Raw genomic sequence first — 23,178 nt, forward strand, 5'->3', positions numbered from 1 at the left:
GTTCTATCGGCCTGCGCCTCGAAAAAATCAAACGAAATTGATTCACCGATCAATGAGCTATAGGAATGGATCATGAGTGTCCAACGCCGCCTTTTGCCCAACATAAGCGCCCTTGCCGCCTTCGAGGCTGTGGCCCGGCTGGGCAGTTTCACCGCCGCCGCCCAGGAACTCGATCTGACCCAGGGCGCGGTCAGTCGGCAGGTCAGGCTTCTTGAAGATCAATTCGGCCGCCGGCTGTTCGAACGCGACAGCCGCAATGTCAGGCTGTCGACATCGGGCGAAATCTACGCCGAGGCGGTGCGTTCGGCACTTGGGCAATTGCGTGATGCAGCCCTTGGATTGATGAGCAATCGGCATAGTGGCATCCTGAACCTTGCCATTCTGCCGACCTTCGGCACGCGCTGGCTGATGCCGATGATCCCCGATTTCGTCGAAAACAATCCCGATATCACCATCAATTTCGTCACCCGCATCGGCCGCTTCGACTTCGCCAGGGAGAGGCTGGATGCCGCCATCCACTATGGCCTGCCGGACTGGCCTGAGGCCGACTCGACACTGTTGGTGCGCGAAACGGTGGCGCCGGTCGTGTCGCCCGAATTCCTCGCCGGCCGCGCCATCGCCACACCGGCCGATATCGGCCGGTTGCCGCTGCTGCATATGGCGACGCGCCCTGGCGCGTGGACGGAATGGTTCGAGCATCAGGGCCTGAGCGCACCGACGGGGCCCGGCATGCAGTTCGAGCAGTTCGGCACCGCCGCCCAGGCCTGCATGGCGGGGCTCGGTGTGGCGCTGCTACCGCTGATCCTCATTGCAGGCGAATTGCAGCGCGGCCAATTGGTGCCGGCGCCAGGCCAGCCCATGCAAAGCCGCAGCGCCTACTATCTCGTCGTCCCACACGACAAGCGCGGCCATCCGCCAGTCGCCAGTTTTCGCGACTGGCTGCTGGGCCAGGTCGAGAAGGAGCCGGCCGTTCTGGCGTGGTAACTACTTCCGCTTCAGCGCATCCGCCAGCGCCGCGCCGAACGCGCCTTGCTGTGCCGGCCGCTCCGGCTGGCGCTGAGGCGCCGGCGAACGCGGTGCCGGCCTGCCGCCTCCGGTATCGCGCGGCCCACCTTTCGACGCGCCCCCTTCGCCACCATCCTTGCGCATGGATAGCGCGATGCGCTTGCGCTTGATGTCGACATCAACGACGCGCACCTTCACCACATCGCCGGCCTTGACCACCTCGTGCGCGTCCTTGATGAACCGGTCGGCCAGCTGAGAGACATGCACCAGCCCGTCCTGATGGACACCGATGTCGACGAAGGCGCCGAAGGCGGCGACATTGGTGACGGTGCCTTCCAGCAGCATGCCGGGCTTCAGATCCTTGATATCGTCGATGCCGTCGGCAAACGTCGCCGTCTTGAAGCCCGGACGTGGGTCGCGGCCCGGCTTTTCCAGCTCTGCCAGGATATCGCGTACCGTTGGCAGGCCGAAACGCTCATCGACGAAAACGCGCGGATCGAGCGCCTTGAGTGCTGCACTGTCGCCCATCAACGACCGCACATCGCGCCCGCAGGCGGCGACGATCTTCTTGGCCACGCCATAGGCCTCCGGATGCACCGACGAGGCATCGAGCGGCTCGCTGCCATTGGCAATGCGCAGGAAGCCGGCGGATTGTTCGAATGCGCGAGGTCCGAGCCGCGGCACCTTGAGCAGGTCTTTGCGGCTGGCGAAGGGGCCGGTCGCATCGCGATGCGCGACGATCGCGTCGGCCAGAGACGCGCCGAGACCTGAAACGCGCGCCAGCAGCGGCGCCGAGGCGGTGTTGAGATCGACGCCGACGGCGTTGACCGCGTCTTCCACCACCGCTTCCAGCGAGCGGCCGAGACGGTACTGGTCGACATCATGCTGGTACTGGCCGACGCCGATCGATTTGGGCTCGATCTTGACCAATTCGGCCAGCGGATCCTGCAGCCGCCGGGCAATCGACACAGCGCCGCGCAACGACACGTCGAGGCCAGGGAATTCCGCCGCCGCCGTCGCCGATGCCGAATAGACCGAGGCGCCGGCCTCGCTGACGATCACCTTCAGCGGCTTCGGCCCACCATCCGCCGGCATGTCGGACAGCATGTCGGCGACCAGCCTTTCCGTCTCGCGGCTACCAGTGCCGTTGCCGATCGAAATCAGCTCGACCTTGTGCAAGCGGATGAGCTTGGCGAGTTCCGCCTGCGTGCCACGCACATCGTTCCTGGGCGGAAATGGATAGACCGTCGTTGTTGTCAGCACCTTGCCGGTGCCGTCGACCACCGCCACCTTGACGCCGGTGCGGATGCCGGGGTCGAGCCCCATCGTCGCGCGCGAACCGGCGGGAGCGGCTAGCAGCAAATCCTTGAGGTTTCGGGCAAAGACGTGGATCGCTTCCTCTTCTGCCCGCTCGCGCAGGTCGCGCATCAAATCGAGTGTCAGGTGTAGTGACAGTTTTATGCGCCAGGTCCAGCCGGCGACGTCCATCAGCCAGCGGTCGCCGGGCAGGCTGCCGCCGATGGCATAGGCATTGGCGATCATCCGCTCGACCGGCTTCACCGGCGAGGTGTCATCGGCATCGACCTCGATGTCGAGCGACAGCACTTCCTCGTTGCGGCCGCGCAGCATCGCCAGCGCGCGGTGGCTCGGCACATTTGTCCAGCGCTCGACATGGTCGAAATAATCGGAGAACTTCGCGCCGGCCTCCTGCTTGCCGTCGACCACCCTGGCCCGCATGAAGGCGCGCTCCTTCATGTAGCTGCGCAATTTTCCGACCAGATCGGCATTCTCGGCGAATTGTTCCGACAGGATGTCGCGCGCCCCTTCGAGCGCCGCCTTGGTATCGGCCACCTCTTCGCTGACATAGGCCAGCGCCAGTTCGGCAGGCACCAATGAGCGGTTCGCCAAGATGGCCTCGGCCAGCGGCCCCAGCCCGCGTTCCCTGGCGATCTCGGCCTTGGTCCGGCGCTTGGGCTTGTAGGGCAGGTAGATATCTTCCAGCTCAGCCTTGGTGGTGGCGGCGACGATCTTGCCTTCAAGCTCCTCGGTCAGCTTACCCTGTTCGCGGATCGAGCCAAGGATGGTGTCGCGGCGCGCGTCGAGCTCGCGCAGATAGGCAAGCCGTTCGGCAAGATTGCGCAATTGCGTGTCGTCCAGGCCGCCGGTGACTTCCTTGCGGTAGCGCGCCACGAACGGCACTGTCGCGCCCTCATCGAGCAGTTCGATCGCCGCGGCCGCCTGTTCGGGCCGCGCGCTGATCTCGGCCGCGATGATGGCTGCAATGCGCTTGATGTCGGATGCCATGTCGTACCTGCTCTCACCCAAAGAGCGGCGACCATAGGCGCAGACGTCCGGCCCGCCAACCGCCGCGCTTTGATCAGCCCGGCGGGTCCACAGGAAAGCGTGCGCTAATGTGGCGGCTCGGGCCCAGTCTAGACCATGCGGCTCAGCGCCTCGAAGAAGGCGACGATCTCGACATCGAGCGGATCGTCGACCGGCTCGGGCTGCGACGACATCTTGGCGATCACCACTTCGGTCCTGGGATCGACATACAGCCACTGACCATGGATGCCGATGCCGCAATAGGCGCCGCTCGGCAAACCGGTCTGGTACCATTTGTTGCGGTAACGACCTTTGGGAAACAGTGGCAGCATCGCACCGCGCTGCCAGGCGTCCGCACTGCCGCCGGTGCTGGTCGTGTCGCGTACCCACACCTCGGGCACGATGCGGCGGCCATTGGCCACCCCGCCTTGCCGCATCATCTCGCCGACACGCGCCAGGTCGCGCGGCGTCACCGAAATGCCGCCGGCCGTGCGCGCCGTGCCTTCCATGTCGACGCCGATCGAGGCTTCGCTGACAGCGCCGAGCGGCAGCCACAGCTTCTCGCGCATCAGGTCGGCAAAACGCTGGCCCGACGCACGCTCGAGCAGCAGGCCGAGCAGGTCGGAATTCGGCGAGCGGTAGCGGAAGGTCTGGCCATGCGGCTCTGCAAGGCGTTGCAAGGTCAAAATGAATTCGCGCAGGCTCTCCGTGCCGCCGCCCGGATTCCACAACGTGGCGCGACGATAGCGGGCGAAAGCGCTCTCCGGATCGAGATAGGCCTCCTCGAAATCGAGGCTGACGCTCATGTCGAGCACATGCCGCACGCTCGCATCGCCATAGGCAGAGCCGGCGGCTTCAGGGATGTAGGCCGTCACAGGCGCTTCCGGGTCGAACATCCCCTCGCCTTGCAATATGCCGGCGATGATGGCTGTCACCGACTTGCTGATCGAGAAGATGATGTGGCGGGCGCCGAAATCCATATGCGGGGCGAACCAGTCGCCGACGATCTTGCCGCCTTTCATCACCGTCAGTGCGTCGGTGCTCGAACGTGCGAGAAATTCAGCCACCGTCTCCGGTGTGCCGGCGATCACGACCTTTTCGCCGAGTAGGCCGCCCATATCGCGCACGGGGGTTTCGACAACGCCCGACGCCGCCGCCACGCGGGCGGTCGGCACCAGTTCGCCGAGATTCTGGAACGACCACCGATTGAACGGGTTCTCGCGCCAGTTGGCGAGCACCACCTGGTTGCGCCGGAAGCCATAGCGGGTCTCGAACACGGTCTTGCCGGTCATGGCGTTTCCTTCCGGGTCGTTTCTTCTTTGTGGGGCTCAGCGAAGTGCCGTGGCGATAGCGTGCACGGCCTTCAGCGTCGCTATGGAATAGGCACCATTGGCGAAATCCGGCCAGGTCGAAAGCTTCACCACGACCATTCCGGTGTTCCAGTCGATATGGATCATCTGACCGAACACGCCGCGGCACATCAGTGCGCGCGAGCGCGGGTCCTCGATCCAGAACTGGTTGCGATAGCTGCCCTCCGGCAGGCTGGGGCTGAAGTCAGGCCCATGCCTGCCGTTGCGTGTTGCCTCGATCCAGTCGGCCGGCACGACGCTGCCACCATTGTCGAGGATCATCTGGCCGAAGCGGCCATAGTCGCGCAGCGTCGCGTTGAAGCCGCCATCCGCCACCGCATAGCCGGCGCTATCGACCGTGAAGCAGGCGCTTTCATCAGCGCCGAGCTTTTGCCAGAGTTCTTCCGAAACCAGCTGCGGAAGCCGTTTGCCCGTCACCCGTTCCATGATGAAGGCAAGCACGTCGGTCTCGATCGAGCGGTATTCGAATTGGGCACCATGCGGGCGGATCGTTTCCTTCAAGCCCAGGATCAGCTCGAACATGTGCGATGGCCAGCGAAAGGCCGGATCGCTGCCCGGCGGCACCGGCTTCCAGCCGGTGGCGACATCGACCTGGCCAATGTCCGAATAGCGGTCGGTGTATTCCTCGGAGAAGCGGACGCCGCTGGTCATGTCCAGCACATGCTGCACACTGGCGCCGGCCCAGCCGGTAACGCCGAGCTCCGGCAGGTAGTCCGTTACCGGTCTGGCCGGATCGATCAGGCCGCGCCCAACCAGTATGCCGAACACCGAACCGGTAAGGGACTTCGCCATTGACTGCGACAGGTGCAGCGTGCGCTCATCCATGCCGTTGAAGTAGCGCTCATAGGCGACCTTGCCGTCCTTGAGCACCAGGAAGCCGTCCGTATAGGTCTCGTCGAGCAGCCCGGCGAGCGTCGTCGGCGCGCCTGTGCTGTCCTCGACCGTCAGCCCGTCGAGATCGGCCTCGGCGCGTTCGAAGCGGTGGCGATGGCCATTGCCGCGCCAGACTTCGGCGGTCGGCAGAATTTCACGGATGTTCTGGAACGCCCAGCGGTTCCACGGCGGCCGGTCCCAGTCGAGCTTCGGCGGTACCATGGCGGGCGGCGAGCCCTGCATGATCGGCGGCCGCGGATCGGAATTGCGATAGGAGTCCATGACGGCCGAGTCCTTTGAACATGAAAACGGACCCGGCGGCGTGTGCCGCCGGGTCCGTCGAACCCAGTTTATTTCTGCAACTCGGTCCAGATCTTGGTGTAAATTTCCTGGGTCTCCGGCGAGCACATCTGCTGCAGCTCGCCGCGTGGCTTGTCCGCGGCCGGAATGATGACTTCGGGCGCGTCCTTCATGTCGGCCGGCATGTACTTGTCCGAGCCGGTGATGGCATTGGCGTAGCGATGGAAGGCCGAGAGACCTGCCGCGTTTTCCGGATCCATGATGAAGTTCTGGAAAAGCTTGGCGTTCTCGACGTTCTTGGCTTCCTTCAGAACGACGACGTTGTCGCTCCACAGGCCGAAGCCTTCTTTCGGATAGTTGTAGTGGATGGCCGGGTTGGCCAGCCGCTGGCGCAGCGCCGAGCCGTTCCAGTCGCTGGTCGCCTTGAAGTCGCCGGCGCCCATCTTCTCGATGGTGTTGTATTCCATCGCGATCCAGTTCGGCTTGGCCGCCACCAGCAGGTCGCGCACCTTCTTCAGCACCGCCTTGTCGTCGGTGCATTGCTGGCCGCCGACATACTTGATCGCGGCGAACATCACATCGCCCATCTCCGGAACGACATTGACCTTGCCCTTGAGCTCGTCAGGCGTGTTGAAGATGATACCCCAGCTATCGGCCGGCCCCTTGTAGGCATCGGTGTTGACGACCACGCCGATCGTGCCCCACGCCCATGGAACACTGTATTTGCGACCCGGATCGAAATCGGGATTGGCCCATTCCGGCGCCACGTTCTTGAAGTTTTCCATCTTGCCAGGATCGGTCTCCTGGATGAGGCCTTCCTTGATCCAGATCGGCACGTAGGTCTGCGACGGCACCGCAATGTCGAAGCCGGTGCCTCCCTGGCGAACCTTGGCCAGCGCGGTGTCGTTGGAATCGTAGTCGGTGATGGTCACTTTGACGTTGTATTTGGCCTCGAACTTCTTGATCACGTCGGGGCTGGTGTAGTTGCCCCAATTGTAGATGTTGAGCACGCCGTCGGCGCGGGCCAGGCCCGTCGAGGCGAGCAACGCCAACCCCATGGCGGTTGCTGTTGTCTTCCAGTTCATGGTTTTAACTCCCATTTTTCGGTTCAGTCTCGTTTCCTGCTGACGAAGAAAAACAACGTGACGATCGCGACCGAAAGCAGCAGGAAGGCGGTCGATATCGCGTTGATCTCGGGTGTGATGCCGCGGCGGATCTGGCCGAGCATGTAGGTGGGCAGCGTGTCCTGGCCGCCTGATTTGACGAACTCGGTGATGACGACGTCGTCGAGCGAGATGACGAAGGCCAGCATCAGCCCGGCCAGGATGCCGGGCCACAGAAGCGGCAGCGTGATGCGCCGGAAAGCCTTCCAGGGCGTCGCGTAGAGGTCGGCTGCGGCACGCTCCAGCGTCAGGTCCATATTCTCAAGCCGCGCCCGGATCGGCAAATAGGCAAAGGGAATGCAGAACGCCGTGTGCGCGGCGACCAGATAGCCGATGCCGGAATAGCCGGTGAAGATCTTGATGCGCGAGAAGAAGATCAGCAGCGCCACGCCGGTGACGATCTCGGGCACCATCAGCGGCTGGTTGATCGCCGCATATTTGAAGGTGAGGCCGGGATAGGGCGCGGTGCGGGTGGTGGCGAGCGCCGCCATGGTGGCAAAGATCGTGGAGAGCACCGCCGCGATGGAGCCAATCTGGAAGGAACGCAGCGTGGCATCGACGACCTGCGTGTTCTGCCATGCCGACTGGAACCATTTCAGCGAAAAGCCGCCCCATTCGGAGGTCGAGCTCGCCGCGTTGAAGGCATAGATGACCAGCACGATGATCGGCAGATACAGCACGATAAAGCAGGTCGCGGCGATCGCGGTGAATCCTGGCTGGTGCTTGATGGAAAAGTTCTTAGCCATGACGTACCCCCGACTTGCCGGCATTGCGCACATAGGCAAGCAGCGCCACCATGACGATGATCATGACGGCGATCGACAGCGCCGAGCCGAGTGGCCAGTTGCGGCCCTGCCCGAACTGCAATTCGATCAGGTTGGACAGCATCATGTTCTTGCCGCCGCCAAGAACGCTCGGTGTCACATAGGCGCCAAGCGCTGGAATGAAGACCAGTATGGAGCCGGCGATGACGCCCGGCTTGACCAGCGGAAAGATGATCCGCCGCAGCACCTGGAAGCGCGACGCGTAAAGGTCGTACCCCGCCTCGACCAACCGGAAATCGAGCTTTTCCATGCTGGCATAGATCGGCAGCACCATCAGTGGCAGGTAGACATAGGCCATGCCGATCAGGATCGCCGTGTCGGTGTAGAGTATCTGGATGGGCGCCGAGATGATGCCGAGCTTGAGCAGGATCGTGTTGACGATGCCTTCGTTGCGGATGATCTGCAGCACCGCGAAGGTGCGGATCAAAAGGTTGGTCCAGAACGGAATGGTAATCAGGAACAGCCAGAGATCGCGGGTCTTTTCGCTGCGCGTCGCCATGAAATAGGCGGTCGGGAAACCAAGCACCAAAGTGGCGATCGTCGTCACCACCGAGAGCTTGATCGAGCGCAGGAAGATGGTGACGTGGGCGGCGGCGATCGAAAGCGTGTCGTCGAAGATATCGCGTTCCAGAAACACCGATGTCCAGGCTTCCGGCGAGAACTGCCACTTCACGTCGCCATAGGAGCCTGGCGTCAGGAACGAGTAGACGAGCACGATCAGCAAGGGGCCGGTCGCGGCGAGGAAAATGACCAGCAGCGCTGGCGCTGACAAAAGCCAGCGGTCACGGACATCGCGCCGCTCCGCTGCCTTGGCGACTTCTTCCGCGGTCGCCATCGTCAGTCCTTCAGGACCTGAGCGGCATCGCTGCCGATGAGGATGCCGACTGCGTCGCCCTTCTCGAAACCGCAGCCCGCGCTGCGCGTGTTCTGCTGGCGTACGGTGAAGAGTTCGCCACTGTCGAGATGAACATGGATGTGGGTGTCGGTGCCGAAATAGACGATGTTTTCGACCGTCCCCGACAGTTCGCCCTTGGCCTTGGTCAGCTTGGCGTGTTCGGGCCGAACCACCACCGTGGCGTTGGATTTGGGCTGGAAACCCTGGGCCACGGTCGCCTCGATGGTCGCACCGGATTTGAGCGTGGCGCGCGCCTTGCCGTTGGCCATCTCGCTGATGGCGGCGGTGAGGAAGTTGGTTTCACCGATGAAGTCGGCGACGAAGCGCTCCGCCGGCTTGTCGTAGATATCCCAGGGCGAACCGACCTGCAGGATCTTGCCCGACGACATCACCGCGATGCGGTCTGACATGGTCAGCGCTTCTTCCTGGTCGTGGGTGACGAAGATGAAGGTGATACCGGTCTCGTGCTGCAGCCGTTTCAACTCGATCTGCATCTCCTTGCGCAGCTTGTAGTCAAGCGCCGACAGCGGCTCATCGAGCAAAAGCACCTTCGGCTGCGGCGCCAAAGCGCGGGCCAAAGCCACGCGCTGCTGCTGGCCGCCGGAGATCTGGCTGGTGCGACGACCAGCGAGTGCCTCCATCTTGACCAGCTTCAGCATCTCGGCGACGCGCGCCTTGATCTCCGCCTTCGGCTTGCCCAGCATTTCCAGGCCAAAGCCGATATTGTCGGCGACCGTCATGTGCGGGAACAGCGCATAGGACTGGAAAACGGTGTTAACCGGCCGCTTGAAGGGCGGCAGCGGCGCGATGTCCTGGCCGTAGAGCAGGATTTCACCGGCGGTTGGAAAGTCGAAGCCGGCGATCAGCCTGAGCAACGTCGTCTTGCCGCAGCCGGATGGCCCCAGCAACGTGAAGAATTCGTTCTCCCGGATAGATACCGAGACCGTGTCGAGGGCAGCTACCTGCCCCTCACCTGATCCGAAAATTTTGCTGACGTTTACTACTTCAATCGCATTCCGATCCGGTTTGTCCGGCACGATTACGCCTCACTGTTGACCCCGCTCTTGCTGGCGGAGCTCTTCCCCTGTTCGATGTGACCACATGGCCGGTGGGTTGGCAAGCCCGGCATTGGGTCACAGTTCAATCAGTCATTGAGGCCTGCAAGCCCCATGCCATAGTCAGGCCTGATAGGTGACCTTGCCGCCGCAAATCGTCGTCACCGGCCGCACCTTGTGCAGGTCGGCCGGGGCGGTGTTCTCGATATCCATCGACAAAACCACCAGATCGGCCATGTAGCCTGATTTCAGCGTGCCCTTGCGGTGCTCGGCGAATTCGGCGTAGGCGCCCTCGATCGTGTAACCGGCGATCGCTTCATGCAGTGAGAAACTCTGGTCCGGGTCGCTTTCTGCCCACGGTTTGCGCAACACTGCCGCCTGAATGCCCAGGATCGGATCGATCGGCGACACCGGCCAATCGGATGCGAAGACGACATGCGCGCCGGCATCCTTCAAGGTCCGCCAGGCATAGCTCAGCGGCCAGCGCGCCGGCCCGATGCGAGACACTGTCGGCTCCAACGGAAAATCCATGGCGCCGGGCGGATGCGGCGGTTGCATGGAGGCAATGACGCCGAGTTCGGCGAAACGCGGCACATCAGCGGTGGTGGTGACCTCGATGTGCTCGACGCGGTGACGGCTGTCGCGCTTGCCGTTCGCCTTCTGCGCCGCCTCATAACCGTCGAGCACCGCGCGCACCGCGCCGTCGCCGATCGAGTGCACGGCGATCTGCAACCCGCGTCTGTCGACCGCGACGGCCAGATCGATGAATTGTTGCGGCGTGAACAGCGGCTCGCCAACCCAGTCCGGGCGGTCGGCATAGGGCTCGACCATGACAGCTGTCCAGGAATCGAGAACGCCGTCGTAGAACACCTTGACCATGCCCGACGACAGCCATTCGCTGTTGTAGCGTTCGGCCATATCGGATGCCTTGTCGAGCATGTCGAGCGTCATGAAATTCTTGTAGTGGAACGGGATCTTGACGCGGCAGGGCAAGCCTTCCTCGGCGTCGATCTCGGCCAGCAGCTCAAGCTGATAGAGATTGCCGTCCATGTTCTGGATCGAGGTGATGCCGTGGCGGGCGCACCAGGCGAGCCCGCGCCGCATGATGTCGCGGTCGGCGTCCCGCTCCGCCGCCGTCGGCATCGGGTCCGGCTCGCCGCCGGTCGACAGCCCCAGCCGAACCCGGCCTTCGCCGGCAAGATCGAGCACCGGACCAAAGGCCTCGCCTTCGCGCAATTCGCCGGCGGCCAGTCCATCGTCACCCATGACGATCTCATTGCCAGGGCCGAGCGTGCACCCCTGCAGGATGCCGGCCATTTCCAGCGCCTTGGTGTTGGCCCACATGGTGTGATGGTCGGGCGCCGCCATGCAGAACGGGCGATCGGGCAAAATGGCGTCGAGGTGATGGCGCGTCACGCGCTCGCTGCCGAGCACGGTGTAGTCGACGCCTTGGCCGACCAGCATCTTCGCGTCGGGCCGGGTCGGCGCATAGTCGCGGATCGCCTTCTGCAGCGCCTTGAGGCCATGAATACCGGTGAGTTGAAGGTGGGCAAGTTCAGCCCCGCCCGAAAACAAATGCATATGGGCTTCGATGAACCCCGGGACCACCGAACCGCCCTTGGCGTCGATCACCTTGGTGGTCGGTCCCTTGAACTCTTCGATGGAGGCGCGGCTGCCGATGGCGATGATGGCGCCGTCCTTGACGGCGACGGCTTCGGCGGCGGGATTGTCGTCGTCCATGGTCCGTACACGACCGTTGATGACGATCAGATCCGCATTGTGACCCGCACCTGTGACAGACATCGCGACTCCGCGCTTTTGACGACTGACTGGGACCGACAACCCCTCATGTCCAACGACCTGCCACTCCACCGGAGCGGCGCCATGGGACGAAAAAGAATGCCAGCGCGCTGTCTTGGAAATTCCCCTTGTCATCCCAAGAGGCAGCGTGGATAAAGAATGCGACTGATTATTCGCGTTTGTCAACATACCGAATCTGGAATGTATTGTGGACAGCAAGCTCCCACCATGTTGAGACCAGGCGGGGAACGAGGACATCAAGCCGTGAAGCGCAGTCTCGACCGCAAAACCAGGATAGCGCTCGAACCGCGCAAACAGCCGCGGCAACAACGCTCCAGCAAGGTGGTCGACCGGATTCTCGACGCAGCGCTGGTCTTGACGCGCGAGCAAGGAACCAAGACGCCGACGACGCTCGCCATTGCGCAGCGCGCAGGCTTGTCGGTTGGTTCGATCTACCAATACTTTCCCAACAAGGAAGCCATTCTTCTGGACCTCGCCCGGCGCTGGCTGTCATCCTTTCCCGAGGTGATCGCCAAGCGTATCAAGGTCGCCCCGCCCACCAACCGTGAAGAGTTTCGGCGCGAAGTGCGCAGGCTCTTCACCGACACGTCCAGGCTCTACCTGGAAAACGCCAGCCTGATGCCGGTGATCGAGGCCATTTCAGGCAACGCCGACCTCAGGCCGATCCAGAACGAATATGACGACCAGATCATCGCCCTCTACGCCGCATGGCTGCAGCATGTGAACCCGGCACTTGAAGACAAGATCGCCAGCCGGCTCGGTGTGCTGATGATGGAGGTCGGACACGTTTGCCGGCTTGTGGGGCTGAAAAAGGATCGCAGGACGTTCGACCTCATCGAGGACGATGTGGAAACCATGTGGCTCGCTCTGGTGAGCCCTTATCTCAATCTTGAATCTTGACTGATTTCACACTTCGAGAGGAATTTATGAAGACTGTTTTCTCCCCCCTGCACGCCGGCCATGCCGGCCAAATGGAACTGGTCACATCGGCCATCGTGCCGGGCTTCGAAAAGCCATCGAGGGCCGAATTCATCAAGGCACGGGTCGAAAGCGAGAAACTGGGTCCCATCATCGCGCCGCACGAACATGACCTCGCCGCCGCCAAGCGCATCCACAAATCAGACTATATCGACTTTCTCCCGACGGTCTGGCCGCAATGGCTGGAAGCAGGCCTCACGGGCACGGCGATGCCCTTCACCTGGCCGACGCGCGGGTTGCGCGGCGACGTGCCGCCAAAGCGCGTCGACGCGCTGCTCGGCTATTATTCCTTCGATGCCGGCGCCACCTTCGTCGAAGGTACCTGGACCGCGATCAAGTCTTCGTACGATGTGGCGCTGACCGCCGCCGGCCTGGTCAAGGATGGCGAGGCTTCCGCCTTCGCGCTCTGCCGTCCGCCCGGCCACCATGCCGGGGCTGGCTTCATGGGCGGCTATTGCTACATCAACAACGCCGCCGTCGCCGCGCAATGGTTCCGCGACCAGGGCGCCAAACGCATCTCAATCCTCGATGTCGACTATCACCACGGCAACGGCACGCAGGAGATATTCTACGACCGTGCCGACGTGCAGGTGCTCAATCTGCATGGCGATCCGATGGTCGAGTACCCGTTCTTCCTCGGCCATGCCGACGAACGCGGCGCCGGCGAAGGCGAAGGCTTCAACATCAACTATCCGATGCCCTTCGGCACCGACTGGGATGCATGGAACGCCTCGCTCGAGGATGCCTGCGCCAGGCTCACCGCTTATGCACCGGATGTCGTCATCGTCTCGCTGGGTGTCGATACGTTCGAGAAGGACCCGATCAGCCAGTTCAAGCTGAAGACATCTGATTATCCCAAGATCGGCCGCCGCATCGCCAGGCTCGGCCTGCCGACGCTGTTCGTCATGGAAGGCGGCTATGCCGTCGAGGAGATCGGCATCAACGCGGTAGGCGTGCTGACCGGGTTCGAGGATCGGTAAATGCCTGTCGTTCAGGAGCATCTAGCGATTTTGGGACAACGACAGGCATAGCAAAGGACCACCGGGACCGGGCGGCAACATCGCCCGGTTCCCACTATCGGGCCAAGGCACCAGCCTTCGGGACAGCAACCGGCGCGCCCATCTGTTCAATGCTCCCGAGCCTGGCGAAATCGACCAGCCGCCGAGAGGACCGGCGAAGACTTTCGCGTCCCGGTCTTCTGTCCAAGGCGCGAAAACCGACCTCTGAGTCGCACCTGAGTCCATCGGATTCGATTTTGTCAAATCGCGTTTGATGTCAGATTCAACTGCGGGTAGATTAGACCCGAATCAGCCGGTCCTCGGGGGGCGCGGCGACCACCCAAAGTCTCTTGTTCCGGAGCTTTTCCGGCACCAGACGCGGACGGCTTCGCGTTCCCTGAATGGATTCGGGATTTGGTTCGGCGCAGCCCTGCGCCACGCGTGTGTCTTCGTCAAAGTAATGCGTATTCGGGTTCGGCGGCTGGCTTCCAGCATCCGGACAGCAGAAACGATTCCGGCCAAAAGCAACAAGAATGAGCAGTCCCGCCGCACTTCTTCAATCCGACACATTGGGCTCGCGCCTGACGTCGCGCGGCGATCTCACCAGTTTTTTCATGCAACTGACCGCCGAGATCGGCGCCGACAGCTACATGTTGGTCGCCATCGTCCACGACCAGGACCGCAACGATGCGCGCATCGTCTCCTCCAACTGGATTTTCGATGCCATCGAGCTGATCGGCAAGCGGCTGATCGCCGGGCTCGCGCAAGGCGCGCTCACCGTCGCGCCAGGTATCCGTCCACAGCCGCTGGTGGCATCCCGGGCACCAGAAACAGACGGATTGATCACCGGCGAGGAAGCCCGCCTTCTCGACGTGCTCGGCCATGCCGAAATCTATTCGCTGCGCCTCAATGTCGGTCGCCAGCGCCTGTTCGCCCTGTTCTCTGCGGCGACCGCCGGCAGCATCGACCAGCCGGCGCTGATGCGGGCGCAGCTGAAATGCTGCTACGCGCTCTCGCACATCCCGCAACTCATTGCCGCTGCCGCCATGCAGGATCCGTTGTCGGATCGCGAGCGCGAATGCCTGTTCTGGGTTTCCGAAGGCAAGACCACCGACGAGGTCGCCGTCATCCTTGGCGTCTCCTCCAACACCGTCAACAGCTACATCACCCACGCCATCCAGAAATTCGCGGCCAGCAACCGCGCGATGGCCATCGCCACGGCGATCAGGAGCGGCATCATTTGAAACACGCCGATATCAAGGAAACGGCCGAAGCCCTTTTCAACGAGCAGCGCAACCCGTTCGGAGCCTTCACCCTTGGCTCCGAAACCCATCACGCGGTCACCATTCCCGATGCCGTGCGCCGCTGCCGCTGGATCGCCGTTGACATGAATGCCTCGGCTTTCGGCCTCTTCTTCGTAAGCCCCTCGCCCGAGCGGGCGCGGCTAGTCCCATGCTTTGATTCCGACTATCCCGGCATTGCCGTGGCGACCAAGTTCATCTCAGGCGCCAACGGCGAGGAGATCGTGCGCCACACCCGCATCTCGACCGAACCGCGCTGGTGGACGGATGACGGCGTCCCTGCCATGGCGGAGCTGTTTGGCGATCTCACCTGGACCGAGCAGATGGCGGCGCTGGTGCCCGGAACCAGCGGCATCGCTTTTCCCGTTCACGCCGACCGCGGCCAATGCGGCCTTGTCGTGTTCCTCGGCTCGGAGATGACCATGCAGCAGGATGCGCTCTACGAAATACACGCCCGCTGCTTTTCGCTGTTCGCCGCCGTCGCCCGCATCCGTCCGGGCGATACCGGCCGCATGCGCGCAATCTCCAAGCGCGAACTCGAATGCCTGAAGCTGACCGCCAACGGCAACACCAGCGAGGAGATCGCGCGGCTCCTGAAACTGTCGGTGCACACCGCCAACCAGTATCTGACCCAGTCGACCCAGAAGCTCAACGCCGTCAATCGCAACCAGGCCGTTGCCAAGGCGCTGCGGCTGGGCTTGATCGAATAGGGGAATTCGACAGCGCTTCGAAAGGCGACCGACGGTCAGCGATAGGCGAGCGGCTCGACCTTGCGGATACGCGCCTCTTCTATCACCGCCTCGAGCAGCGCCGTATTGTGCTCCGGGTCTTCGCCCGGCTTCTCGAACGACACGTAGTTGACCGCCACCGATGCGCCGAGCTCGCTCAGCGTCAGCTGGAAATAGACGGTGACGCCGGGCGGCCTCAGTTCCAGATCGAGCACGATGCGCGGGCTGCCGCTCCAGTCGACATGCGCCTCACCACCATGGCCGAGCCGTAGAGTGCCCGGCATGAAGAACAACTCAACCGCTGAATCGACCAGGTCCGACAGGCACGCGAAATGCTCCAGCCGGATAAAGGCGATGTAGTCGGCGACATCGATCAGCCTGAGTTCCCCCACCACCTGCTCGATGGCGCTGGCGACGATGATCTCGCGGGATTTTGCGTGCGGTTGCCGGTTCATGAAATCTGTCTGCGCTCAGCCTTTTTCGAGTAGACGATCCGCACCAGTTCGGCGACGGCCTGGTAGAATTGTGATGGGATTACACTATCGACCGAAACTTGCTTGTACATGGAGCGGGCGAGCGCCACGTCCTCGAAGACCGGGATGTTGTGTTCCCGCGCGATCTCTCGGATTTTCAGCGCCACCAGATCCTGGCCCTTGGCCAGCACCATGGGTGCCGAGTCCTCGTCGCGCACATATTTCAGCGCGATCGAGAAGTGCGTTGGGTTGGCGATGATCAGCGTCGCGCGCGGCACCGCCGTCATCATCCGCTTGCGCGCCCGGTCGCGCGCCAGCGAGCGCAGCCGCGACTTGACGATCGGGTCGCCCTCGGACTGTTTGAACTCGTCCTTGACCTCCTGCTTGCTCATGCGCAGATCCTGCTTCCAGTGGAAGCGCGACCAGACGATGTCGATTGCCGCGATCAGCCCCATGACGAAGACGATCGCCACCAGGATGTCGACGGCGATGCCGCGGATGACGAGACCGAAGGCGACCGGATTGGTGATCATCCCGGCGAGCAGCTTTCGGTGGTCTTCCGACAGCGTGAAGCTCAGCACGACGATGGCAAACCCGACCTTGCCGAGTGACTTCAGGAACTCGACCCAACCCTGGATGCCGAACAGCCTGTTCCACCCCTTGGCGATCGAAATGCGCGAGAGTTGCGGCCGGACCCGCTCGCCGACAAATTGCGGCATGTTCTGGAACACCGAGGCGCCGACACCGGCGACGGTCAGCAGCACCATCAGGCTCAGGACGGCGCGGCCGACCTCGAGCAGGACGATCTTGTAGAGCGCGATGACATCGGTCTCGGTGTCCATCGGCCAGGCTTCCGGCTTCTCCAGGAACATCGACAGGAACATGCCGAGATCGATGACGGCGTCCTTGGCGTAGAAGACGGTGAACACCAGTATGGCGACAAAGGATGCAAGGAGCGCCGTTTCCCGCGAATGGGGCAGTTTGCCCTGTTCGACGGTGTCGCGGATCTTCTTTTCCGTCGCCTCTTCGGTTTTCGAATCCTTGTCGACCGCATCAGCCATGGCGCGGTCTTAGGCAGCGTTCTGGGTCGAGGGAAGTTCGAAGGCGCCTTCGCGCGACAGCCGGATCGTCGTCGACACGACCGTCTTGCGCGCCGCCGTGATGTCGGCGAGAGGGACCCCTTCCGAGCCCTGTCCGAGTTCGGCCTCGATCATGCGCCGCGACCGCGCGCCGATCGCCGACAGTACGGACTCGGCAAGTCCCGCCTGCGCGCCGCGCAGGGCCAGCGTGACCAGTTCGGTCGACAGCCCGTCGAACAGCAGCACCCGCGCCTTCTGGGTAAGCAGCGGCAGGTCGTCAAAGGCAAACAGGCGCGCCCGGACGCCATCGAGGTCGGGCGTGCCGGCGGCTTCCAGATCCTGCATGACCTCCTCGAGCAGCGGCTTGTCCAATTCGTTGAGGACGCTGGCGACGCGCGCCTGCCCGGCCGACGTGTCCTTGGTCGACGTTTCCGTCAGCACGCTGGTGCGCAGCCGGTTTTCGACGATCCTGCTTGCGGCTTCCGGAACATTGGCCATCGTCACCATGCGCTTGATGATTTCGCCGCGTGTCGACTTGGTCAACGTCAACAATACGCTCGCCGCCGCTTGCGGCGCCAGCTTCGACAGCACCATGGCCGCGGTCTGTGGATGCTCGCCGGCCAGGAAGGCGCCAAGCCGCGCCGGCTCGAGCTTTTCGAGCTCGGGCCAGATCGGCGGCGGGCCTTCCGGGGCGACCTCGAATCTCTTGTCGCCCATGATCGCGCTCATCTCTTCGGGCGACAGCGACTCATTGAGGATGGTGTCCATCCTGTCGGCGGAATCAAGCAATCCCGCCCCTTCGGTGAACTCGGCCTCGAACTCGGCGACGATGCGCTCGAGATCGCTTTGCGGAATCGTGCGCAGCAGACGGGCGCCCTCGATCAACGCCTTCAGTTCTTCCTGCTTGAAGAATTTCAGCAGGCGGCTGGCCGACGGCTTGCCCATCGCCACCAATATGGCGGCCGCCTTCTGCGCGCGGGTCAAGGTCACCGGCGTCGTCATGCCACTCGCCTCCGCTGCCACCGGCAAGCCCCGCAATCCATGTCTAGGCGCCCTTCGTGCCGGCGATGATTTCGGTCAGCCTGATGCCGAAACGCGACGGATCGCTTTCCAGCACGGTGATTTCGCCACGCGCGATCTTGCGGCCGTTGACCACGACGTCGACAGGTTCGCCGATACGGCGATTGAGCGCCACCGTCGACCCCTTCTGCAGCGCCATCAACTCGGAGACCGGCATCTCAGTGCTGCCGAGGATGATCTGGACATCGACGGGGATGTTCATGATGACGCTCGAATTGGCACCGGAAGCGGCCCTGAACGCCGCATCGGGGCGGTGCTCCTCGTCATGCAGGACACCGCGCAACTCTTCAATGGCACGGTCGAGCTGCTCGTCCGGCTGGTCGAGGTCGGCTTCCACCTTGGTCTTGGCCATGCGTCGTCTCCAAATGTCAGGCGCGGCCGGCAGAAGCCGGCATCAGCGCTTCGATAAAGTCCTGCCCGGCATCGTAGGGATGCCTGATTCGGACGGTGTAATTCTGTCCTAGTTTGCCGAACTCGCACACGAACAGCGTCTTGCCGCGCGCGCTGAGACGCGCCTGCGACTGCGCCGTTTCCTCAAATTCGATGACCTGGCCAATTTCGAAACCGGCGAGGTCGCCGAGCGTCAGCCGGGCCAGCGGCATCGTGGCCTCGAGTGCTACGGTGGAGCGCATCACCTCTTCCGAAAAGCGCGCGCGCCAGCTGGGGCCGTGATCGTCGTCGCTGACGGGGACAGCCCCGTCGCGGCTGGCCAGCACCACACGCTGCGGCATCGTCACGGTGACGGTGCCGCTGTCGGCCGGCGTCGAGATGCCAAGAACGATGCGGATTGCCGCGCCGTCGCGCAGCACGTGCCGCTTCGCCTCGGTGCCCGACATTGCCCGCGGCGCCGGCAGGCGCAGGTCGAGCGAGCGCCTTCCCGACCCGTTCAGGGCCTGCGCGACCTGCTGGAACACCATGGTCGAGACATCGACTTCGATCTGCGACAGATCGCGCTCGATCGGCGACACCGGCAGATCCGGGTCGCCGCCGAACAACGTGCAGACCATGATCGCGATCGCCGGAGCATCGATCACCAGGGTCATCGCATCGGAGGACACGGACGAGCCGACGACGGTCAGGGCAAACGTGTCGCCGGCGCGCGAACGCGCCTCGGGAACGCGGCTGATCTCTATCGCTTTGAGATCGACAATAACTGGAACGCCAAGCTCGCCGGTCAGGCCTTTCTGCAGCAGCGGCACGGCGCGTTCGGCCATGGCCCGGCCGGCATCGATGACCTGGGCGGCCTCGCCGCTGTCGCCGACCAGACGCTCGATGATCAGCGAGCGCGCTTCCGCTGGGCTGCCCGGACTGGTCATGACAGTGCTGGGACCGATCTGTCGCGCATCGTTCAGGCGGCCTTCTTTTCGGCGGAACCGGTGTTCATTGTGCTCTGCTCGACGGCGTCGATCGTCGGCCGTTCATAGGACGAGATCGTCTTGCGGCCGAACTCGATCGCCACCTGCGGCAGCGCGCCGTTCATGTAGGCCAGCAGCGTCTGCTTGACGATGATGTAGAGGCGGTTCTTCTTCTCGCGCACCGTCTTGATCTTGGTGGCGACCGGCCCGACCACCGAATAGGACAGGAAGATGCCGAGGAACGTTCCGACAAGTGCGGCACCGATCAGACCGCCGAGGATTTCCGGCGACTGGTCGAGCGCGCCCATCGCCTTGACCACGCCGAGCACGGCGGCGACAATGCCGAGCGCCGGCAGGCCATCGCCCACCGCCACCAGTGCGTGATAGGCCTTCATCTTGTCGGACTTAATAGTCTGGATTTCTTCGTCCATCAGCGCCTCGATCTCGTGCGAGCGGGCATTGCCGATGATGATGATGCGGCAGTAGTCGCAGATGAAATGCGTCAGGTCATGGTTATGCAGCACGGTCGGGAACGCCTGGAAAATCGCCGACTCTTCCGGATTGTCGATATGCGCCTCGACCTCGCTGCGGGATTTCGAGCGCAGCTCGCGCATCAGTGAATGCAGCACGCCGAGCGTTTCGAGATAGTCCTGCTCCTTCGGCACCGCCTGCTTGAAGGCTTCGAGAATGCCCTTGCCGGTGTCCTTGACCGTCTTCATCGGATTGGCGACGAGGAAAGTGCCAAAAGCCGCGCCACAGATGATCACGGCCTCCCATGGCTGGATCAGCACGTGTAGATGGCCGCCCATAGCCATGAAGCCGCCAAGGACGCAGCCGAGCGTTACCACCAGTCCAATCAGAATGCCCACGACAGGTCCTTCCGCATTTCACTTCGCGAGCAAGGGATAGCCCCCGTGCCTTGTGTGAGGCTTGAATCGAAAGCGTCGGAGACGATTCAGTTTCGCGCAAGGAAGTAGGGGTATTGTCCTGACATAGCTTCGGCCGGAGGCACGTCTTTGCTTAATACCTTTACCAGCTACCAGCTCATCACCAGGGACATTGCAAAGTCGATCGACAGGATCGAGCAGCAGCCCGTGGTTGATCGCGACACCAAATATTATCTGGACAACATCACCAAGGTGAAATCGATCGACGATTTCGTCAAGAATGACCGCTTGTTCAAATATGCGATGAAGGCATACGGGCTCGAGGATATGGACTACGCCAAGGCCTTCATGGTCAAGGCACTCAAGGAAGGCGTCTCCGATCCCAACAGCTTCGCCAACAAGCTGACCGACAAGCGTTACGCCGAATTCGTCAGCGCCTTCAATTTCGCCGCCAACGGCGCCAATACGACTGTCTACAACAAGGCGCAGCAACCGGTGACCAGCAACTATGCGCTGCAAGTCAAGATCGGCGCCGCGCAGACGGGGTTCTCTTACTACCAGAGCGAAACCGCCTACTACGTCACCAACATCTCCAAGGTTAAGTCGGTCGACGACCTGATGGGCGACAGCCGCCTGCTGACATACGCGATGGCCGCTTTCGGTCTCGACGCCGCAACCGAACCGGCTGCAACCGTCAAGGCGATGCTCGACGGTGGCGTCAGCGATCCCGACAGTCCCGCCAACAAACTGCCCGACAAGAGCTACGCCAAATTCGTCTCAGCCTTCGACTTCGCCCAGTATGGCGATCAGACGACCACGCGCGACGATGTCCAGCAGGCGGTGCCGAAAGGATACATGGCCGGAGCCGGACTGACATTGGTCGAGCCGAGCGCGCAATATATCAAGGGCGAGGCGGATTATTACGCGGCAAACATTTCCAAGGTGACGTCGATCGACGACCTCATGGCGGACAAACGCCTGCTCACCTTCGCCATGGCTTCCTACGGACTGGATGCGTCAACCGAAACGCCGCAGCAGGTCCGCGCAATGCTCGAGGGCGGCGTCAGCGACCCCGACAGCCCAGCAAACAAGCTGACGGATAAACGGTACGCCAACTTCGTCACGGCCTTCAACTTTGCCCAATATGGCGATCAGACAACGTCGCGCGACGAAGTGCAGAAAGACACGCCGAAAATCTATACGACAGAGTCGGCGCTTGGCTTGATCGCGCCGAATGCGGACTACATCAAGTCGGAGACTGCATACTACCTTGCCAACGTCACGAACGTGAAATCCATCGACGACCTGATGGCCAACAGCCGATTGTACAACTATGTGCTCTCAGCCTACGGACTCGATCCGGCGACGGAAAGCAAGGACCTGATCCGCAACGTCCTTGCTGGTGGCATTCGCGACGCCGACAGCGTCGCCAACAAGATGACGAACAAGGCCTATGCCGGGCTGGCCACCGCCTTCAACTTCGAACAATACGGCGAAGCGGCCACCACCATCAATCCGGCGCAGCAGCCGACCGTCGACAAATACATGCGCCAGACCCTCGAAGAGGATGCTGGCCAGACCAACGAGGGCGTGCGGCTGGCGCTTTATTTCGACCGCAAGGCACCGACCATCACCAGCTGGTACGATGTGCTGGCCGACACCGCGCTTGCCAGCGTCGTGCGCACCGTGCTCGGCCTGCCCGATTCATTCGCAACCGCCGATGTCGACAAGCAGGCGCAGCTGTTCGAGCAGAAACTCGACATCTCGGATTTCTCCGATCCCGAGAAGATCGGCAAGTTCCTGACGCGCTTCACCAGCATGTACGAGATCAACAACCCGACTTCATCGGCCGTCTCCTCGGTCAGCGTGCTGTTTGCCCAGCCGATCACGGTCGGCATCTCCACCGACCTGATGATGGCCATGCAGAAACTAAGGTTCTGAGAGCATCATGCGGGACAGTCTTTACGTCGCCCTTTCCTCGCAGATCGCGCTCGAGCGCCGCCTCGACACGATCGCCGACAACGTCGCCAACGCCTCGACGATCGGCTTTCGCGCCACCGGCGTGAAGTTCGAGGACGTCGTGTCCGGCACCGGGCCGAAATCGGTGTCCTTCGCGTCCTCTGGCAAGACCTATCTTTCCGGCGCTCACGGTGCTTTGAACGAGACCGGAAATCCGTTCGATTTCGCCATTCAGGGCGATGCCTGGTTCGCCATCGATACGCCTGTCGGCACCGTCATGACCCGCGACGGGCGCTTTTCGATGAACGAGAACGGCGAGTTGATGTCGATCGAAGGCCACCCGGTGCTCGATGCCGGCGGCTCGCCGATCCAGCTTGACCCCCGCAACGGTCCGCCCAAGGCCGGGGCCGACGGTTCGCTGCGCCAGAACGATCAGCTTGTCGGCTCGATCGGTGTCTACAATTTCGATCCGGGCGAAAACTTCGTCCGCTACGGCAATTCCGGCATCGTTCCGGCGCGCACACCAGAGCCTGTCACCGATCGCTCCGATATTGGCGTCGCCCAGGGTTTTCTTGAAGAATCCAACGTCAATCCGGTGCTGGAGATCACCCGGCTGATCATGGTCCAGCGTGCCTTCGAGAACACCGCCGCGCTGATGCGGCAGACTGACTCCTCCACCGACGAGGCGATCAAGACGCTCGGCTCGAAGTAA

21 protein-coding genes are annotated in these 23,178 nt (G+C 62.6%); 7 read left to right on the forward strand and 14 right to left on the reverse strand.

The window, feature by feature from the left end:
* Positions 1–72: 72 nt before the first annotated feature.
* On the forward strand, positions 73–984 hold the full coding sequence (locus NKH95_RS21580) for a LysR family transcriptional regulator (protein WP_128304936.1): 912 nt from the start codon (positions 73–75) through the stop codon (positions 982–984).
* On the opposite strand, the gene NKH95_RS21585 is transcribed toward NKH95_RS21580, so the two are convergent.
* The 8 genes from NKH95_RS21585 to NKH95_RS21620 all read right to left on the reverse strand — a co-directional run bounded on the left by NKH95_RS21585 (position 985) and on the right by NKH95_RS21620 (position 11,610).
* Positions 985–3,309, reverse strand: coding sequence for a Tex family protein (locus NKH95_RS21585; protein WP_023809979.1), 2,325 nt, complete (start codon positions 3,307–3,309; stop codon positions 985–987).
* A gap of 128 nt (positions 3,310–3,437) precedes the next feature.
* The gene (locus NKH95_RS21590) at positions 3,438–4,619 is read right to left on the reverse strand and encodes a serine hydrolase domain-containing protein (RefSeq protein ID WP_352892967.1); all 1,182 of its coding nucleotides are present in this window, start codon (positions 4,617–4,619) and stop codon (positions 3,438–3,440) included.
* 36 nt (positions 4,620–4,655) lie between these two features.
* On the reverse strand, positions 4,656–5,852 hold the full coding sequence (locus tag NKH95_RS21595) for a serine hydrolase domain-containing protein (protein WP_023809981.1): 1,197 nt from the start codon (positions 5,850–5,852) through the stop codon (positions 4,656–4,658).
* A 68-nt stretch (positions 5,853–5,920) separates the two neighbouring features.
* Positions 5,921–6,955 carry an ABC transporter substrate-binding protein gene (locus tag NKH95_RS21600; protein WP_023809982.1) on the reverse strand — a complete coding sequence of 345 codons (1,035 nt, stop codon included), beginning with the start codon at positions 6,953–6,955 and terminating at the stop codon, positions 5,921–5,923.
* Positions 6,956–6,978: 23 nt separating this feature from the next.
* Positions 6,979–7,779 carry an ABC transporter permease gene (locus NKH95_RS21605; RefSeq protein WP_023809983.1) on the reverse strand — a complete coding sequence of 267 codons (801 nt, stop codon included), beginning with the start codon at positions 7,777–7,779 and terminating at the stop codon, positions 6,979–6,981.
* A complete protein-coding gene (locus tag NKH95_RS21610) occupies positions 7,772–8,692 on the reverse strand; it encodes an ABC transporter permease (protein ID WP_352441910.1) in 921 nt (306 codons plus the stop codon). The genes NKH95_RS21605 and NKH95_RS21610 overlap by 8 nt, the downstream gene beginning before the upstream one ends.
* A 2-nt stretch (positions 8,693–8,694) precedes the next feature.
* On the reverse strand, positions 8,695–9,789 hold the full coding sequence (locus NKH95_RS21615; RefSeq protein ID WP_352441909.1) for an ABC transporter ATP-binding protein: 1,095 nt from the start codon (positions 9,787–9,789) through the stop codon (positions 8,695–8,697).
* A gap of 141 nt (positions 9,790–9,930) precedes the next feature.
* Positions 9,931–11,610, reverse strand: a complete 1,680-nt coding sequence (locus tag NKH95_RS21620; protein WP_352441908.1) for an amidohydrolase — start codon at positions 11,608–11,610, stop codon at positions 9,931–9,933.
* A gap of 156 nt (positions 11,611–11,766) precedes the next feature.
* Here NKH95_RS21620 and NKH95_RS21625 point away from each other — a divergent pair, with 156 nt between their 5' ends.
* The 4 genes from NKH95_RS21625 to NKH95_RS21640 all read left to right on the forward strand — a co-directional run bounded on the left by NKH95_RS21625 (position 11,767) and on the right by NKH95_RS21640 (position 15,615).
* On the forward strand, positions 11,767–12,528 hold the full coding sequence (locus NKH95_RS21625; protein ID WP_352441907.1) for a TetR/AcrR family transcriptional regulator: 762 nt from the start codon (positions 11,767–11,769) through the stop codon (positions 12,526–12,528).
* A gap of 26 nt (positions 12,529–12,554) precedes the next feature.
* Positions 12,555–13,586, forward strand: coding sequence for a histone deacetylase family protein (locus NKH95_RS21630; RefSeq protein ID WP_352892976.1), 1,032 nt, complete (start codon positions 12,555–12,557; stop codon positions 13,584–13,586).
* Positions 13,587–14,137: 551 nt separating this feature from the next.
* A complete protein-coding gene (locus NKH95_RS21635) occupies positions 14,138–14,848 on the forward strand; it encodes a helix-turn-helix transcriptional regulator (RefSeq protein WP_128304928.1) in 711 nt (236 codons plus the stop codon).
* The gene (locus tag NKH95_RS21640) at positions 14,845–15,615 is read left to right on the forward strand and encodes a helix-turn-helix transcriptional regulator (RefSeq protein ID WP_128304927.1); all 771 of its coding nucleotides are present in this window, start codon (positions 14,845–14,847) and stop codon (positions 15,613–15,615) included. The genes NKH95_RS21635 and NKH95_RS21640 overlap by 4 nt, the downstream gene beginning before the upstream one ends.
* A gap of 35 nt (positions 15,616–15,650) precedes the next feature.
* Here NKH95_RS21640 and NKH95_RS21645 read toward each other — a convergent pair whose 3' ends face one another.
* Genes NKH95_RS21645 through motA form a run of 6 tightly spaced genes read right to left on the reverse strand, consistent with a single transcriptional unit; the run spans position 15,651 to position 20,489 of the window.
* Positions 15,651–16,088, reverse strand: coding sequence for a BspJ family T4SS effector nucleomodulin (locus NKH95_RS21645; RefSeq protein WP_023809991.1), 438 nt, complete (start codon positions 16,086–16,088; stop codon positions 15,651–15,653).
* On the reverse strand, positions 16,085–17,167 hold the full coding sequence (gene flhB, locus NKH95_RS21650) for a flagellar biosynthesis protein FlhB (protein ID WP_352892981.1): 1,083 nt from the start codon (positions 17,165–17,167) through the stop codon (positions 16,085–16,087). Before flhB ends, NKH95_RS21645 begins: the two co-directional genes overlap by 4 nt.
* Before the next feature lie 9 nt (positions 17,168–17,176).
* The gene (locus tag NKH95_RS21655; protein WP_352892984.1) at positions 17,177–18,187 is read right to left on the reverse strand and encodes a flagellar motor switch protein FliG; all 1,011 of its coding nucleotides are present in this window, start codon (positions 18,185–18,187) and stop codon (positions 17,177–17,179) included.
* Positions 18,188–18,230: 43 nt separating this feature from the next.
* The gene (gene fliN, locus NKH95_RS21660) at positions 18,231–18,617 is read right to left on the reverse strand and encodes a flagellar motor switch protein FliN (protein ID WP_352892987.1); all 387 of its coding nucleotides are present in this window, start codon (positions 18,615–18,617) and stop codon (positions 18,231–18,233) included.
* A 16-nt stretch (positions 18,618–18,633) separates the two neighbouring features.
* Positions 18,634–19,581: a FliM/FliN family flagellar motor switch protein gene (locus NKH95_RS21665; RefSeq protein WP_352892990.1), complete on the reverse strand. Its 948-nt coding sequence runs from the start codon at positions 19,579–19,581 to the stop codon at positions 18,634–18,636.
* Between the two features lie 32 nt (positions 19,582–19,613).
* Entirely contained in the window at positions 19,614–20,489 is an 876-nt protein-coding gene (motA, locus tag NKH95_RS21670; protein ID WP_352892993.1) for a flagellar motor stator protein MotA, read from the reverse strand.
* A 147-nt stretch (positions 20,490–20,636) separates the two neighbouring features.
* On the opposite strand from motA, the gene NKH95_RS21675 reads away from it, so the two are divergent.
* Positions 20,637–22,448 carry a DUF1217 domain-containing protein gene (locus NKH95_RS21675; protein WP_352893001.1) on the forward strand — a complete coding sequence of 604 codons (1,812 nt, stop codon included), beginning with the start codon at positions 20,637–20,639 and terminating at the stop codon, positions 22,446–22,448.
* Between the two features lie 7 nt (positions 22,449–22,455).
* Positions 22,456–23,178, forward strand: a complete 723-nt coding sequence (flgF, locus tag NKH95_RS21680) for a flagellar basal-body rod protein FlgF (protein ID WP_183448932.1) — start codon at positions 22,456–22,458, stop codon at positions 23,176–23,178.

Origin of the sequence: Mesorhizobium sp. M0848, assembly GCF_040319805.1 — a bacterium.
GTDB lineage: Bacteria > Pseudomonadota > Alphaproteobacteria > Rhizobiales > Rhizobiaceae > Mesorhizobium.

Excerpts from the sequence above, each read along its gene's own strand:
- NKH95_RS21580 (WP_128304936.1), top strand. The coding sequence starts at position 73 with ATGAGTGTCCAACGCCGCCTTTTGCCCAACATAAGCGCCCTTGCCGCC.
- NKH95_RS21585 (WP_023809979.1), bottom strand. The coding sequence starts at position 3,309 with ATGGCATCCGACATCAAGCGCATTGCAGCCATCATCGCGGCCGAGATC.
- NKH95_RS21590 (WP_352892967.1), bottom strand. The coding sequence starts at position 4,619 with ATGACCGGCAAGACCGTGTTCGAGACCCGCTATGGCTTCCGGCGCAAC.
- NKH95_RS21595 (WP_023809981.1), bottom strand. The coding sequence starts at position 5,852 with ATGGACTCCTATCGCAATTCCGATCCGCGGCCGCCGATCATGCAGGGC.
- NKH95_RS21600 (WP_023809982.1), bottom strand. The coding sequence starts at position 6,955 with ATGAACTGGAAGACAACAGCAACCGCCATGGGGTTGGCGTTGCTCGCC.
- NKH95_RS21605 (WP_023809983.1), bottom strand. The coding sequence starts at position 7,779 with ATGGCTAAGAACTTTTCCATCAAGCACCAGCCAGGATTCACCGCGATC.
- NKH95_RS21610 (WP_352441910.1), bottom strand. The coding sequence starts at position 8,692 with ATGGCGACCGCGGAAGAAGTCGCCAAGGCAGCGGAGCGGCGCGATGTC.
- NKH95_RS21620 (WP_352441908.1), bottom strand. The coding sequence starts at position 11,610 with ATGTCTGTCACAGGTGCGGGTCACAATGCGGATCTGATCGTCATCAAC.
- NKH95_RS21625 (WP_352441907.1), top strand. The coding sequence starts at position 11,767 with ATGCGACTGATTATTCGCGTTTGTCAACATACCGAATCTGGAATGTAT.
- NKH95_RS21630 (WP_352892976.1), top strand. The coding sequence starts at position 12,555 with ATGAAGACTGTTTTCTCCCCCCTGCACGCCGGCCATGCCGGCCAAATG.
- NKH95_RS21635 (WP_128304928.1), top strand. The coding sequence starts at position 14,138 with ATGAGCAGTCCCGCCGCACTTCTTCAATCCGACACATTGGGCTCGCGC.
- NKH95_RS21645 (WP_023809991.1), bottom strand. The coding sequence starts at position 16,088 with ATGAACCGGCAACCGCACGCAAAATCCCGCGAGATCATCGTCGCCAGC.
- flhB (WP_352892981.1), bottom strand. The coding sequence starts at position 17,167 with ATGGCTGATGCGGTCGACAAGGATTCGAAAACCGAAGAGGCGACGGAA.
- NKH95_RS21655 (WP_352892984.1), bottom strand. The coding sequence starts at position 18,187 with ATGACGACGCCGGTGACCTTGACCCGCGCGCAGAAGGCGGCCGCCATA.
- fliN (WP_352892987.1), bottom strand. The coding sequence starts at position 18,617 with ATGGCCAAGACCAAGGTGGAAGCCGACCTCGACCAGCCGGACGAGCAG.
- NKH95_RS21665 (WP_352892990.1), bottom strand. The coding sequence starts at position 19,581 with ATGACCAGTCCGGGCAGCCCAGCGGAAGCGCGCTCGCTGATCATCGAG.
- flgF (WP_183448932.1), top strand. The coding sequence starts at position 22,456 with ATGCGGGACAGTCTTTACGTCGCCCTTTCCTCGCAGATCGCGCTCGAG.